We start from the raw sequence: 15,435 nt of genomic DNA on the forward strand, positions 1-15,435 counted from the left end.
CTTCCGTGCCGTTCGCCGTGGTGTCGCCGGGGCTGCCGCCCTGGTCATCGTGGTGTCGACGCTACGGAGCGGGGGTACGCGGGGCCATGGCGGCTGCTGGCGGACCCGGGGTGGGGTTAACCCGAGGTGGCGGCGGTGGCCGGGGGCGGAGGAGCGGGGGAAGTGGCTTCTTCGGCTTCGGGCTCTCGATCGACCCGGGCGACCTGCCCTCGGTCGCGGCCCCCGTGGCCCTCGCGGTACTGCTGACGATCGTGATGAACATCAGCGCGGGGCTCGCCGCGGCGAAGCTGTACGGGTTCGGGGCGGCGCCCGCCTCGAACATCGCGCTGACGCTGCTGGCCCGGGGCGAGTTCGCGCTCATCCTGGCCACGATGGCGGCCACGGCCGGGCTCGACCGGCGGCTGTCGCCGTTCATCGCCGGGTACGTGCTGGTGCTCGCCGTGCTCGCGCCGCTGGCGGCGGGGCGGTCCCACTGGCTGGCCCGCTTCCTGCCCGGGGGCACACCGCCCGCGGGCGGGGCGGCACTGGAACCCGGGCCGGAGACGGCCGGGGCCAAGTGACCCCGGGGACCGGGGCGTACGCGCGCGACGGCGACGGGTGAGCGCCCCGGTCCCGGCCGGTCCGCCTCACTCGCGGCAGATCAGCAGCAGCGCCCGGTCGTCCTTGACGTCCTTGGCCACCTTCTCGATCAGGTGCCAGGCCGCGCCCCGGAACGTGCTCGACGCGTAGTGGTCCGCCTCGCCTATCAGCCGGTCCATGCCCTCGGTCAGATCCCGGTCCGGCGCCTCGACCAGCCCGTCCGAGAAGAGCATCAGCACGTCCCCGCGGCGCAGCGTGCCCTTCAGCGGGTCGAACTGCGCCTCCTCCACCACGCCGAGCAGCGGCCCCTCCGCGCCCTTCTCCTCCCAGCGGCCCGTGCCGGCGCTGAGCTGCACGCCGGGCACGTGCCCCGCGGAGAACAGCTCGTAGTCCCCCGACTCCAGGTCCAGCACCAGGTGCACGGAGGTGGCGAAGCCCTCCTGCCACTCCTGGCGCAGCAGATAGCCGTTGGCGGCGGGCAGGAAGTCGTGCGGCGGCAGCGAGCCGAGCAGCCCGCCGAAGGCGCCGGAGAGCAGCAGCGCCCGCGAGCCTGCCGCCATGCCCTTGCCGGAGACGTCGGTGAGCACGGCCTCCAGGATCTGGCCGCCGTGGGTGCGGGAGGCGACGACGAAGTCGCCGGAGAAGGACTGGCCGCCGGCCGGACGCAGCGACATCTCCGCGTGCCAGCCGCGCGGCAGCCGGGGCAGCTTGCTCTGCACCCGGATCCGCTCACGCAGGTCGAAGAGCATCGTGCCGCCGCGCCGCCACGGCACGCCCACGCGGCTGCGGAACTGCGCGACGGTCAGGCCCGTCAGCCCCACCGAGGCGATCACGAGCACGGTGCCGGGAGTGACCCGGGCGGGGCCTTCCGCGTACGGCCCGAGGAGCATCGCCTCGACGATGAGCGCGGTCGCGGAGGCGGCGTACAGCGCGAGGAGGCTGGCGGGCCGCAGCACCAGGCCGCCGATGAAGATCGGCAGGACCAACGCGGCGGGCGAGACCCAGGCCGGCGAGAGGAGCGTCCCGGCGGCGAGCGCGGGGATGGTCAGCAGCAGGACGACGAGGGCGATCCAGTCGGAGCCCTCACCGCGGAAGTAGTCGACACCGGCCCTGCGCACGCCGACCCGGACCCGGTGCAGCGTCTTGTGCCACCGGGCCGCTTGCGAGGTGGAACCCGCACCTCCGGCCATGCCCCGGGACCCTATCCACCCGCCGCGCCGGGCGTCGATTCACGGCGTGCCGACCGCACTCTTCGGGCGGCACTGCCGGAATCGTATGCGAATTCACGGAGTTTTGAACGAAGGAGGGCCTGCGCGAACGCAGTTGGGACGAGGGTCACGTGGGCTGGCACCCGGGGCACCAGAAGAGGTTGCGCGCGGCGAGCGTGGCGGTGCGTACGTCGGTGCCGCAGAGGTGGCACGGGCGGCCCGCGCGGCGGTAGACGTAGACCTCGCCGCCGTGCTCGTCGACGCGCGGCGGGCGGCCCATCGCCTCGGGCAGATGCTCCGGCCGCACGGTGTCGATGCGCCCGGTGCGCACGCCCTCGCGCATCAGCGCCGCGAGGTCCGCCCAGACCGCCTCCCAGGCGGCGCGGCCGAGGTCGCGGCCCGCGCGGTAGGGGTCGATGCCGTGCCGGAAGAGGACTTCGGTGCGGTAGATGTTGCCGACGCCGGAGATCACCCGCTGGTCCATGAGGAGCGCGGCGATCGGCGCGCGGCTGCGCGAGATCCGCGCCCACGCCGCCTCGCCGTCGTCGCCCGCGCGCAGCGGGTCGTCGCCGAGCCGGGCGTGCACGGCGTCCTTCTCCTCCTCGGTGACCAGCTCGCACGCCGAGGGGCCGCGCAGGTCCGCGTAGCCGGCGCCGGTGGCCAGCCGCAGCCGGACGGCGCCGACGGGCGGCGGCGCGGGGCCGTCGCCGAAGCCGACCTTGCCGTAGATCCCGAGGTGGACGTGGAGGTGGCCGACGGGTCCGAAGCCGAGGAAGAGGTGCTTGCCGTGGGCGTCGGTGCCGGTGAGCCGGCAGCCGTCGATGAGCGCGGCGCCGTCGGCGAACTTGCCCTGCGGGCTGGCCGCGCGGACCGCCCGGCCGCCGAAGCGCACGCCGTACTCGACGGACAGCCGGTGGATGGTGTGGCCCTCGGGCATACGCCCCCTCTCGGTCCTGTCCTCTCCCGCCCGTGACGCTCGTGGCCGCCGCTACGGCTGCGGGTGGTGCGCCGGCACGTCGGGGAGCTTGCCGCTCTGCTCGTACGCGCTGAGCATGTCGATGCGCCGCTGGTGGCGCTCCTCACCGGAGTACGGGGTGGCGAGGAACACCTCGACGAAGCTCGTGGCCTCGTCGCGGGTGTGCATCCGGGCGCCGACGCTGACGACGTTGGCGTCGTTGTGCTCGCGCGCCAGCCGCGCCGTCTCCTCGCTCCACGCCAGCGCCGAGCGCACCCCCGCCACCTTGTTGGCGGCGATCTGCTCGCCGTTGCCCGAGCCGCCGATGACGACCCCGAGGCTGCCGGGGTCGGCGGCGGTGCGCTCGGCGGCGCGCAGACAGAACGGCGGGTAGTCGTCTGCGGCGTCGTAGATCAGCGGGCCGCAGTCGACGGGCTCGTGCCCGTGCTCCCGGAGCCAGGCGAGGAGGTGTTCCTTGAGTTCATAGCCGGCATGGTCGCTGCCGAGGTACACGCGCATGGCCCGGAGTCTACGGGCCGCGGGTCAGCCCCGGTGCGCACGCCCGGCGATGTGCCAGGCGGCGGGCAGCGCGCCCATCGCGAGGGCGGCCTTCAGGGCGTCGCCCAGGAGGTACGGGGTGAGGCCGAGGGAGACCGCCTCGCCCGGGGAGACGTTCAGCGAGAGCGCCAGGTACGGCACGCCCACGGCGTAGATGACGACACTGCCGAGGACCATCGTCCCGGCCGTGCGCCACACGTCGCGGTCGCCGCCGCGGCGGGCCAGCGCGCCGACGGCCGCGGCGGCGAGGAGCATCCCGAGAACGTAGCCGAACGAGGGCATGCCCCACCCCGAGGAGCCCTCCGCGAACCACGGCATCCCCGCCACACCCGCGACCGCGTAGAGCAGGAGCGAGAGGAACGCCCGCCCGGTGCCCAGCGAGGCGCCGACGAGCAGCGCGGCGAAGGTCTGCCCGGTGACCGGCACCGGCGAGCCCGGCACGGGCACCGAGAACTGCGCGGCGGCGCCGGTGAGCGCCGCGCCGCCGGCGACGAGCGCGATGTCGCGCAGCCGGGCGCGGGCCGCGGTCGAGGCGGGCAGGACGTCGGCGAGTACGGCGCCGGGGCGCGCGCGGTGCGGGGAGGAGACGGCGGCAGTGCTCATCGGGTTCTCCGGTCTCGGTTCGCGGGTCCGTCACGGGGTACGGGGACGCTGCGTACGCTAGCCGACGGCCCCGGGCCGATCACCGTGGAAAGGTGCCAATCCCCGCCGCACATACCTGTCACTCCCCCGCACCTCCGCGGCTACCGGCCCGGGGACTGCGATTCCGGCATCCGAGCAGGTCACGTGAGATACGCCACACGGTGACCGGGTTTCACGCCGGGCCAACTGCCCGGCCGTACGCCCGACTCCCGCTGTGGAACCCCTCCAACGCCGCCTCGCCGGCCGCGGCGCACGCCCGGCGCGATGCCGCAGACTGAATCGTCCCACGCACTACCCCCCAGGACACCAGCATGAGCACATCCCCCCACCCCGACGGCACCGCGGGCGCCCCCGTGGGCGCCGCCGCAGACCCCGCCGGCATCCCCGCACCGGCCACCGCCGACGCCGCCGCACCGGCCGCGGGCCCCGTTCCGTCCGCCCTCGGCACCGGCCTCAAGCAGCGCCACCTGACGATGATCGCCCTCGGCGGCGTCATCGGCGCGGGCCTCTTCGTCGGCTCCGGCGCCGGCATCGCCGCCGCCGGCCCCGGCATCGTCCTCGCGTACGCCGTCTCCGGGCTGCTCGTCATGCTCGTGATGCGGATGCTCGGCGAGATGTCCGCCGCCCACCCCGCCTCCGGCTCCTTCTCCGTGCACGCCGAGCGGGCGCTGGGCCCGTGGGCCGGGCTCACCTCCGGCTGGATGTACTGGACGCTGCTGGGCGTCGCCATCGCCGCCGAGGCGATCGGCGCCTCGCAGATCGTCACGGGCTGGCTGCCGGGCACCGAGTCGTGGATGTGGGTCCTGCTGTTCATGGCCGTCTTCTGCGTCACGAACCTGGCGGCCGTCGGCAACTTCGGCGAGGCCGAGTTCTGGTTCGCCGGGCTGAAGGTCGCCGCGATCACCGCCTTCCTCGCCCTCGGCCTCCTCGCCGTGCTCGGCCTGCTCCCCGGCACCGACTCGCCCGGCACCGCGAACCTCACCGGTGGCGGCGACGGCTTCCTGCCCAACGGCTCCGAGGGGCTGCTCGTCGGCCTGCTCGCCTCCGTCTTCGCGTACGGCGGGCTGGAGAACGTGACCATCGCGGCCGCCGAGTCGGAGCACCCGCGGCGCGGCGTCGCCCGCGCGGTGCGTACCGCGATGTACCGGATCGCGATCTTCTACGTCGGCTCCATGCTGGTCGTCGTCGCGCTGCTCCCGTGGGACGACCCGGCGGTGAAGTCGGGTCCGTACGCCGCCGCGCTCGACCACCTCGGCATCCCGGCCGCGGGCCAGGTGATGAACGTCGTCGTGCTGGTGGCGCTGCTCTCCGCGATGAACGCCAACATCTACGGCGCCTCGCGCATGGCGTACTCCCTGGTCGCCCGCGGCCAGGGCCCGCGCTTCCTCGGCCGGCTGACCCACCGGGTGCCGCGCCGCGCGACCGTCGCCACCTGCTCCTTCGGCTTCGCCGCCGTGCTGCTCAGCTACCGCTGGCCCGACACGCTCTTCCAGTGGCTGCTGAACATGGTCGGCGCCGCGATCCTCGTGGTCTGGGCGTTCACCGCCGTCGCCCAGTTGCGCACCCGCCGCCGGCTGGAGCGCGAGGCGCCGGAGCTGCTGACGGTACGGATGTGGGCGTACCCGTACCTGACCTGGGCGGCGCTCGCCGCCATGGCCGGGATCCTGGTGCTGATGCTGCGCGAGCCGGACTCCCGCACCCAGCTCCTGACCACGGCGGGTCTGACCGCGGCGCTCTCCCTCGTGGGCCTGGTACGTCAGCACCGCCGGCGGGGTACCCGCATGACATGATTTCGCCATCGGACCTGCGAGACGAAGGAGTCACCCCGTGCCCGGTGAGAACCTGACCCGCGAGGAGGCCCGGGAGCGCGCACGGCTGCTGGAGGTCGAGGCGTACGAGGTCGAGCTCGACCTGCGCACGGCGGTGGCCCCCGCGCCCGGGCCCTTCCGGTCGGTGACCACGGTGCGGTTCCGCTGCGCCCAGCCGGGCGCGGCGACCTTCCTCGACCTCATCGCGCCGGACGTGACGGCGGTGAGCCTCAACGGGCGGGACCTCGACCCGGGCGCGGTCTTCGACGGGTCGCGGATCACGCTGGAGGACCTGGCGGCGGAGAACGAGGTCGTGGTCGACGCGCGCTGCGCGTTCAGCCGCACCGGCGAGGGCATGCACCGCTTCGTCGACCCGGAGGACGGCGAGGTCTACCTCTACACGCAGTACGAGCCGGCCGACGCCCGCCGGGTCTTCGCCACCTTCGAACAGCCCGACCTCAAGGCCCCGTTCACCTTCACCGTCACGGCCCCAAGGCACTGGACGGTGCTCTCCGGCGGCGCGCTCGCGGGCCCCGCGGAGCTCCACCAGGACGAATCGGCGACCTGGCGGTTCGAGCCGACCAAGCCGATCTCCACGTACATCACGGCCGTCCTCGCCGGACCGTACGCCCACCTGGAGGACCGCTACACGCGCACGTTCGACGACGGCCGGGAGCTGGTCGTGCCGCTCGGCGCGCTCTGCCGCAGGTCCCTCGCCCGGCACTTCGACGCCGACGACGTCTTCACCGTCACCAAGCAGGGCCTGGACTTCTTCCACGACCACTTCGACTACCCCTACCCCTGGGGCAAGTACGACCAGGCGTTCGTGCCGGAGTACAACATCGGCGCCATGGAGAACCCCGGTCTCGTCACCTTCCGCGAGGAGTTCGTCTTCCGCGGCAAGGTCACCGACGCGGCGTACGAGCGCCGGGCGAACGTCGTGCTGCACGAGATGGCGCACATGTGGTTCGGCGACCTGGTGACCATGGAGTGGTGGGACGACCTCTGGCTCAAGGAGTCGTTCGCCGACTACATGGGCGCGCTGGCGCTCGCCGAGGCCACCCGGTTCACCGGGAGCTGGATCACCTTCGCCAACCGCCGCAAGGCGTGGGCGTACCGGGCCGACCAACTGCCGACGACCCACCCGATCACGGCCGACATCCACGACCTGGAGGCGGCCAAGCTCAACTTCGACGGCATCACGTACGCCAAGGGCGCCGCGGTGCTCAAGCAGCTCGTCGCGTACGTCGGCCGGGACGCCTTCATGGAGGGCGCCCGCCGCTACTTCAAGCGGCACGCCTTCCGCAACACCCGCCTCGCCGACCTGCTGGCCGCGCTGGAGGAGACGTCGGGCCGGGACATGTCGGCGTGGGCCGGGCCGTGGCTGCAGACCGCGGGCGTCGACACCCTCACGCCGCAGGTGACGTACGACGCGAACGAGCGGATCACCGAGCTGGCGATCCTGCGCGAGAGCCCCGGGACCGGCCCGGGCGCCGCCGCCCCGGCCCCGCGGCCGCACCGGGTGGCCGTCGGTCTCTACGGGCAGCCGGACGCCTCCGGCGAGCTGGTGCGCTACGCGCGCGCCGAGGTCGACGTCACCGACGGGCACGCGGTCGTCGCGGAGCTGGCCGGACAGCCGCGCCCCGAGCTGATCCTCGTCAACGACGACGACCTCACCTTCTGCAAGGCCCGCTTCGACGAGGACTCGCTCGACACCGTGCGCGAGCGCCTCGACGACGTCTCCGACCCCCTCGCCCGCGCCCTGCTCTGGGCCACCGCCTGGGACCTCACCCGCGACGGCCTCATGCCCGCCCGCGACTACCTCGACCTCGTGCTGCGCTTCGCCGGACGCGAGACCGACATCGGCGTGCTCCAGGGGCTGCACCAGCAGGCGCACTACACCGTCGACCACTACGCCGCGCCCGGGCACCGCGCCGCGGCGGAAGAGGCCCTCGCCGAGGGCGCGCTGGGCGAGCTGCGGCTCGCGCCGCCCGGCAGCGACCACCAGTTGGCGTGGGCCCGCTTCTTCGCCTCCGTCGCCGGTACGGAGCAGGACCTGCAACTGCTCCACGGCCTCCTCGACGGCCAGGCGAAGATCGACGGGCTGGACGTCGACCAGGAGCTGCGCTGGGAGGTGCTGCTGCCGCTCGTCGCCCACGGCGCCGCCGACGCGGCGGCCGTCGACGCCGAACTGGCCCGCGACGACACCGCGTCCGGCAAGCGCCACCAGGTACGCTGCCTGGCCGCCCGGCCCGACGCGCGGGTGAAGGAGGCGGCGTGGACCGCCGTCGTGGACTCCGACGAGCTGTCCAACGCGATGGTCGAGGCGACCATCTCCGGCTTCACGCGGCCGGGGCAGCGGGACCTCCTCGCGCCGTACGCGCCGCGGTACTTCGAGGCGATCGAGCGGATCTGGCGGGAGCGGACGATCGAGAGCGCCATGGCGGTCGTACGGGGCCTCTACCCGGCGCTGCAGGCGCACCGGGGGACGCTGGACGCGACGGACACCTGGCTGCGGGAGACCGACGGCACGGCGCCGCCGGCGCTGCGGCGGCTGGTGTGGGAGGCGCGCGACGACCTGGCGCGCGCGTTGCGTGCGCAGGAGCGCGACGGGCAGGAGTGAGCCGTCGGGGGCGCGGCCCGTACGGGCCGGGGGCACCTCTGCTCGACAGTCGAACGTGTGGTCATTGGCCCCGGCTTGTCCGTATTCTTCGACGGCCCTGTAACAGCGGTTAGGGGAGGGTGGGCCGCCGGGAATCCAGCGGCCATGAACGCGAACTCAGCCTCCCCCGCACCGCTCAGCCCGCGCCCGCTCCGCGAGGCCGCCGGCGCCCGCGACCAGGTCATGACCGCCCGGCAACTGCGCGAGCACGGCATCGCCGCCGCCGACGCCGCGCAGCGCTGCCGCCCCGGCGGCCCGTGGCAGCAACTGCTGCCCGGCGTCTACCTGCTGCACGCGGGACCACCGACGCCAGCGGAGCGGCTGCACGCGGCCCTGCTCTACGCCGGCCGGCCGCCGGGCCGCCCCGCCGTGCCCGCCCAGACCCGCGGCCGGACCGCCTCCGCCCCGGCGCAGGACGCCGAACCGGCGCCGTACGGTGACGCGATGATCACCGGCCTCGCGGCGCTCGCGCTGCACGGCTTCACCACCGCCCCGCCGCTGCTGGCCCTCGACCGGATCGACGTCCTCCTCCCCCGCACCCGCCGGCTCCGCTCCACCGGCTCCGTCCGCCTCGTCCGCGCTCACACGCTCCCGCGCCCCGACCGGATCACGGGCCTGCCCGTGGCCCCGGTCCCGCGCGCCCTCGCCGACACGGTCGCGGTCCTCACCGACGCCGCCGACGTGCACCGGCTGCTGACGGAGGCGGTGCACGGCGGGCACTGCGAGGCGACGGCGGTGGTACGCGAGCTGAGCCGGGCCCGGCTGCTGGGCCGGGCGCACGTGATCGACGCGGTCGACACCCTGATCGCGGAGGGCCGCGCGCTGGCCGAGGGCCGCCTGTACGCCATGGTCGACGCCCACGCCCTGCCCGACCCCCTCTGGAACGTCGACCTCCGCCTGCCCGGCGGCCCTCACCTCGGCGGCGTCGACGCCTACTGGCCCGACCACGCGGTCGCCGTGGAGATCGACGCCCGCACCCCGCGCCGCACCTCCCACGACGACGAGGCGCTGTGGTCCCCGTACGCGAGGAAGCGGGAGACCCTGGAGCGCCTGGGCATCACGGTCGTCCACGTCACCCCGCGGGCGCTGCGCGAGGCGCCGGAGCAGCAGGCGGAGGTGGTAAGGGCGGCGATGACCGCCTCGGCGGAACGGGACCACGCCACGCACGTGGTGGTCCTGCCGCGCTGACCGCCGCACCGCCGTCGTCTCTGGTGGGAAGGGATATCGGGGCGTCGTCGTGGTCACCGTCGACGACGCGGACAACGTACGGAACGGGAGTAGCCCCGATGTCTTTTCAGGCGTATGTGGACAACACCGAGCACGTCGGCTCCACCGGCTCACACCGCGTCGAGCCGGCCACCCTGCGGCTCGACGGCAGGTCCACCCGCCCCTGACCGCCGCGCCCCCGCCGGCCGCACGGCGTGCCGGGCGCCGGCGGCCGGGGGCGCGCGGGGGTCAGCGGGCCTGCAGCAGTTCGGTGTTGCGGTCCGTCTCCAGGCCCGACAGGGCGCGGCGGCGCGGGGAGTGGGGGGCGTTGAGGGCCAGCTCGCGGTAGAGGGACGCCAGGCCCGCCTGGCCGAGTTCGCCGCCGTCCGCGCGGTAAGGGGCCGCCGACTCGATCAGCGTCGTGAAGAGCGACAGCGTCCCGTCGCCGTTGTCCGCCAGCTCCACCACCCGGGCCAGTTGCGGGAAGTCCACGTGCGAGGCGGTGGTGATCTCCCACAGCCCGCCCCCGGCGTCGCCGTGCGGGGTGATCTCGTTGCGGTGGCTGTGCCCGTTCACCCACGCGACCACGTTGCGGTGGGCCAGCAGCAGCCCGAGCAGTTCCCCGCCCGTGTGCCGCTTGTCGTCCGGCCGGAACGGGTCGGGCGTCGTGTTGTTCATCGACTTGCTGGTGTGGTGGCTGAAGACGACGACGTACGAGTGCGCGTGCTCCGCCAGCTTCCGCTCCAGCCAGCGCAACTGCGCCGTGCCCAGCGAGCCGCGGTAGTCGCCGCCGTGGTCGGTGGTGTCCAGGCTGATGCCGACGACGCCCGGTCCCGCCTCGCCGAGGGCGAAGTCGTAGTACAGCTCGCCGGAGGCGCGGTGGGCCTCCGTGTAGCCGTGGCCCACGGGCCCCGCCCCGGTGAAGCGCTCCTGGAGGTGCGCGGCCACGTACTCCTGCGACGTGAAGGGCGCCCGCCGCTCGTCCGCCGTGACCGTACGCATCAGGTGCCGCTGCGTGCGCAGCATCTCGGCGAACGCCTCGCCCCGCGGGTCGGTGCCCGCGCGCAGGGCGTCGAAGAGCGGCCCGGCGATCGACTCCGGCAGCGTCATCAGCTTCCGGTCGCCGGTCGCGTACTCGGCGAAGTACGGCTGGCGGGCCGCGTAGCAGCCGCCGGGCAGCAGGTCGTGGTTGCCGACGGTGGAGTACCACGGCAGGTGCAGTCCGGGGCTTGTGACCTCCCGGATCGCCGCTTCGAGGAAGCCGTCGACGCGCGGGAAGCCGAGCGCCTTGTCGGCGTCGCGCAGCCGGCTCTCCGGGTGCCAGTAGCGGTCGACGCCGCTGTTCTGGACGCCCTCGTACGACCCGGGGTCACCGCTGTTGGGCACGATCCGGCCCCCGCTCATCGCGGTGAGGTACCACTCCAGTTCCAGGCCGTTGTTGTTGTCCGTGTTGTCGCCGGTGGTGACCGCGCAGCCGAGCGCGAGCCCGGTGGCGGGCCCGGCGGTCAGCGAGTTGACGCGCTCGATGAGCGCGATCGCGCCCGGCACGCTCAGCGCCTCCTGCGGGCGCCAGCCGTCGCCCTCGTGCTCGCGGAAGTACTCCGAGCGCAGCGGCGTCTGCACGTCCACGATGTGCAGGTCGGTGAGCTGCACGAAGGCGGCGAGCGGGGTCCGCTTCTCCGCGCGCCGCGCGCCCGCGGCGCCGAGTTCCGCGCGTACGACCCGGGGCCAGCCCGCGCCCTCCGTGAGGTGCCGGTAGCCGCCGGACCCGGCGGCGGTGGCCGTCGTACGGATCGTGGTGCCCGCGGACGACGGCGCCGGCGGCGCGCCGGGCGCCAGCCCCCGGGCACCGCCCCGCGAGGCCAGCGCCGGCGGCCCGGCGGACCGCGCGGTCGCCCGCGGCTGGCCGGGGCCGAGGGCGAGACCGAGCCCGGCGGCCGCACCCGCGGCCCCGGCGGCGCCCAGGAGGACGGCGCGCCGGCGGGGACCCGGAGGCATGGTGGACGTGCGTTCGCAGTGCATCAGCGCTCCTGGGGGGATGAGCGGGAGGCTTCGGCGCGGGTGGGTCACCCGTACACTCGGAGCCTTGGCACGCCGGGTGACCTGCCACTTAACGCAACCGGAACGACGGCGACCGGGTAGCCCACAAATACCTTCACCGGTGGAAAACACCGCGCAATGGACACGCGATCCTCGCCCGTTCGAGTGGCGACGGTCACCGTGGGTTCATGGCGGCGGGAAAGCGCCGCGCGCGCCCTCCTGGCGGCTATGCGCCAACGCCGCAATCCGCCACTCGCAACTCCCCCCGCGCACGCGTTCCTTGCTGATAAATATGCGGACAGTCGGCACCGGATGCCGGTTTCCACACAGGTGGGGGTTGAACCAGAGATGACGATCTCTCCCAGACGCACGCCCGGACGCATACCGGGGGGCGGACGGCCGCGCGCCGCCGCCCGAATAGCCCTCGCGGCCGGGCTGGCCGCCGTGCTCACCGCGACCGGCTCGGCGGCAACCCAGGCCGCGGAGGGCGCACCGGAGCCCGACCGGCCCAAGGCCGCGGCGGACAAACTCGGCGCGAAGGACGCCGAACTGCTCGCCGAGGCGAAGGCCGCGGGCGCCAAGAACGTCACGCTGCTGGTCGCCGTCGAGCCCGGGCAGGCCGCCGAGGTCGCCGACACCTTCCGCGCCGTACGCGGCGCCTCCGTCGGCCGTACGCACGACAGACTCGGCTACGTCCGCGCGACCGTGCCCACCGGCCGCGCCGACGCCGCCATCGCCGGCGCCGCGAAGCTCTCCGCGGTCCAGGGCATCGATCTGAACGAGGAGATCGAGCTGCCCGACCCGCGGCCCGAAGCCGACCGGGCCGAGGGCGACAAGGGCGGCAAGGGCAGCGGCGCGCAGGGCGCCTACCCGGCCCCCGGCCGCTCGACCCCGGCCGAGAACCCGTACCAGCCGGCCCACGAGACCGGCGCCGTCGACTTCGTCGAGAAGCACCCGAAGGCCGACGGCCGCGGCGTCACCATCGGCATCCTCGACTCCGGCGTCGACCTCGCCCACCCCGCGCTGCGCAAGACCACCACCGGCGAGCGCAAGATCACCGACTGGGTGACGGCCACCGACCCGATCGTCGACGGCGACCGCACCTGGCGCCCGATGGTCACCGACGTCTCGGGCCCCGCCTTCACGTTCAACGACCGCGAGTACACCGCCCCGCGCGGCGACTACTCCGTGAACCTCTTCAGCGAGAACGCCACGCTCGGCGGCGAGATGCGGGGCGACCTCAACCGCGACGGCGACACCACCGACTCCTGGGCGCTGCTGTACGACGCGGCGGCCGGGACCGTGCGCGTCGACCTCGGCGACGACGGCGACTTCACGAACGACAAGCCGATGGCGCCGTACGGCGAGGACCACGAGTTCCGGTACTTCGGCGCCGACGACCCGGGCACGGCGATCGCCGAGGCGATCCCGTTCGTCGTGGAGATCCGCAAGGACGTGCCGATGGACCCGTACGGCGGGGACTGGATCGGCAAGAAGGAGGACTTCGTCAACATCGGCGTCGTCGAGGGCGCGCACGGCACCCACGTCGCCGGCATCACCGCGGCGAACGGCCTCTTCGGCGGCAGGATGAACGGCGCCGCGCCCGGCGCCAAGCTCGTCTCCTCCCGGGCCTGCACCTGGAGCGGCGGCTGCACCGCGGTCGCGCTCACCGAGGGCATGATCGACCTGGTCGCCAACCGCGGCGTCGACGTCGTCAACATGTCCATCGGCGGCCTGCCGCCGCTCAACGACGGCAACAACGCCCGCGCCGCGCTCTACAACCGGCTCATCGACACCTACGGCGTGCAGCTCGTCATCTCCGCGGGCAACGACGGCCCCGGCGCCAACACCATCGGCGACCCCGGCCTGGCCGACAAGGTCATCAGCGTCGGCGCGGCCGTGTCCCGCGAGACCTGGGCCGCCAACTACGGCAGCCAGGTCAGGACGAGATACGCGATGATGCCGTTCTCCTCCCGCGGCCCGCGCGAGGACGGTGGCGCCACCCCGACGATCACCGCCCCCGGCGCGTCGGTGAACACCATCCCGACCTGGCAGCCCGGCTCGCCGGTCGCCGAGGCCGGGTACGCACTGCCGCCCGGCTACGGCATGCTCCAGGGCACCTCGATGTCCTCGCCGCAGACCGCGGGCGCCGCGGCGCTGCTGCTGTCCGCCGCCGAGCGGGAGGGCATCGACGTCACGCCGAACGCCTTGCGCACCGCGCTGACGTCCACCGCCGACCACATCCCCGGCGTGCAGACGTACGCGGAGGGCGCGGGCCTGGTCGACATCGTCGACGCCTGGGACTCCCTGGAGGACGGCGCCACGGCGTACGAGTACAAGGTCGAGGCGCCCGTCGACACCGTCCTCGACGGCTTCCTCGCCACGCCCGGCGTGGGCACCGGCGTCTACGACCGCGAGAGCGGCCCGGCGCGCGGCGGGTCCGAGACGTACGAGATCACCCTCACCCGCACCTCCGGCCCGGCCGGCGGCACGCCGCACGAGCTGGAGTGGCAGGGCAACGACGGCACGTTCAAGCTGCTCGGCGACGACGACGTCACGCTCCGCCGCGGCCAGCCCGTGACCGTGAAGGTGCAGGCCAAGCCGCGCTCGGCGGGGCTGCACAGCGCCGCCCTGCTGGTCGACGGCAAGCGCACCGAGGGCATCGACCACCGGGTGCTGACCACCGTGGTCACCTCGCAGGAGCTGGCGGCGCCGGCGTACGGCCACCAGGTGTCGAACGAGGTGCAGCGCAACTCCACGCGCTCGTACTTCGTGAAGGTCCCCGAGGGCGCGAAGACCCTGGAGGTGGCGATGAGCGGGCTCAGGGGCAAGAGCCAGACCCGCTGGATCGCGATCGACCCGTGGGGCATCCCGGCCGACGAGACGTCGACGCCCTTCTGCTACAACAACTACGACAACCCGGCCAACACCTGCCGCCCCGACCTGCGCTCCTACGACAACCCGATGCCGGGCGTCTGGGAGATCGAGGTCGAGTCGCGGCGCACCTCGCCGGAGCTGGACAACCCCTTCACGGTCGAGGCGGCCGTGCTCGGCGCGGCCTTCGACCCCGAGGTGCAGACGATCGACGAGGCGAAGGTCGGCACCCCGAGCCCGGTGGAGTGGACGGTGACCAACGGGTTCGCCCCGGTGGCCGGCAAGCTCGCCGGCGGGCCGCTCGGCTCCGGTCTGTCGACCCGGCCGGAGATCGCCGACGGTGACACGAACACCACGACGGTCGAGGTCGGCGAGGGCGTCACCCGGTTCGACGCGGTGATCGGCGCCACCTCGGACGCCAACGCGGACCTGGACCTGACGGTCTACCGCGACGGCGAGCCGGTCGCGCAGTCCGCGGACGCCGACTCGGAGGAGGGCGTCACCCTCACCGACCCGGAGCCCGGGACGTACACGGTGGAGGTCTACGCCTACGACGTGCCGGCGGGCACGACGGCGTACGACTACCGCGATGTGTACTTCTCCCCGGCGCTGGGCGAGGTGGGCGTCGCCGACGAGCCGGTGGAGCTGGACAGCGGCGCGAGCGCCGAGGTCGGTGCCGAGGTCACGGTCGCGGCGCCCGGGCCCGAGGGGCGCGAGTTCTTCGGCGAGGTGCAGTTGCGGAACGCCCGCGGCACGGTGGCGGGCGCGGGCAGCGTGCGGATCGGCACGGTGGTGCCGTAGCACGCCCGGCGTACGCCGTGGGCGCGGTGTGCGCCGCCCGTACGCTCTGACGACCACCCGCGGGGGCGGGACGCCGGGCCTGCCGGTGTCCCGCCCCTGTGG

At 74.2% G+C, this 15,435-nt stretch carries 9 protein-coding genes and 1 pseudogene; 5 read left to right on the top strand and 5 right to left on the bottom strand.

The annotated features are described in order from the left end of the window. Positions 1–155: 155 nt before the first annotated feature. A pseudogene (locus tag FB457_RS13045) lies at positions 156–560 on the top strand (cation:proton antiporter domain-containing protein); the annotation flags it as partial. A 66-nt stretch (positions 561–626) separates the two neighbouring features. Here the strand turns inward: FB457_RS13045 and FB457_RS13050 are convergent. The 4 genes from FB457_RS13050 to FB457_RS13065 all read right to left on the bottom strand — a co-directional run bounded on the left by FB457_RS13050 (position 627) and on the right by FB457_RS13065 (position 3,903). Further along, positions 627–1,769, bottom strand: a complete 1,143-nt coding sequence (locus FB457_RS13050; RefSeq protein WP_145781928.1) for a SpoIIE family protein phosphatase — start codon at positions 1,767–1,769, stop codon at positions 627–629. Between the two features lie 145 nt (positions 1,770–1,914). Next, positions 1,915–2,724 carry an Fpg/Nei family DNA glycosylase gene (locus FB457_RS13055; protein ID WP_047015800.1) on the bottom strand — a complete coding sequence of 270 codons (810 nt, stop codon included), beginning with the start codon at positions 2,722–2,724 and terminating at the stop codon, positions 1,915–1,917. 51 nt (positions 2,725–2,775) lie between these two features. Beyond that, positions 2,776–3,261, bottom strand: a complete 486-nt coding sequence (locus tag FB457_RS13060) for a ribose-5-phosphate isomerase (protein ID WP_047015801.1) — start codon at positions 3,259–3,261, stop codon at positions 2,776–2,778. A 24-nt stretch (positions 3,262–3,285) separates the two neighbouring features. After that, positions 3,286–3,903 carry a biotin transporter BioY gene (locus FB457_RS13065; protein WP_047015802.1) on the bottom strand — a complete coding sequence of 206 codons (618 nt, stop codon included), beginning with the start codon at positions 3,901–3,903 and terminating at the stop codon, positions 3,286–3,288. Positions 3,904–4,253: 350 nt separating this feature from the next. On the opposite strand from FB457_RS13065, the gene FB457_RS13070 reads away from it, so the two are divergent. From FB457_RS13070 to FB457_RS13080, 3 genes are all read left to right on the top strand, one after another. Continuing rightward, positions 4,254–5,732 (top strand): amino acid permease, encoded by a 1,479-nt coding sequence (locus FB457_RS13070; RefSeq protein ID WP_047015803.1) that lies wholly within the window; start codon positions 4,254–4,256, stop codon positions 5,730–5,732. A gap of 37 nt (positions 5,733–5,769) precedes the next feature. Then, a complete protein-coding gene (pepN, locus tag FB457_RS13075) occupies positions 5,770–8,373 on the top strand; it encodes an aminopeptidase N (RefSeq protein ID WP_047015804.1) in 2,604 nt (867 codons plus the stop codon). Between the two features lie 144 nt (positions 8,374–8,517). After that, complete coding sequence (locus tag FB457_RS13080) at positions 8,518–9,600, top strand: hypothetical protein (protein ID WP_047015805.1); 1,083 nt, start codon at positions 8,518–8,520, stop codon at positions 9,598–9,600. Positions 9,601–9,867: 267 nt separating this feature from the next. Here FB457_RS13080 and FB457_RS13085 read toward each other — a convergent pair whose 3' ends face one another. Beyond that, positions 9,868–11,640 carry a TIGR03767 family metallophosphoesterase gene (locus tag FB457_RS13085; RefSeq protein ID WP_145781930.1) on the bottom strand — a complete coding sequence of 591 codons (1,773 nt, stop codon included), beginning with the start codon at positions 11,638–11,640 and terminating at the stop codon, positions 9,868–9,870. A gap of 366 nt (positions 11,641–12,006) precedes the next feature. On the opposite strand from FB457_RS13085, the gene FB457_RS13090 reads away from it, so the two are divergent. Further along, complete coding sequence (locus FB457_RS13090; RefSeq protein ID WP_145781932.1) at positions 12,007–15,333, top strand: S8 family serine peptidase; 3,327 nt, start codon at positions 12,007–12,009, stop codon at positions 15,331–15,333. Positions 15,334–15,435: the final 102 nt, after the last annotated feature.

The organism is Streptomyces sp. CNZ287, assembly GCF_007827615.1.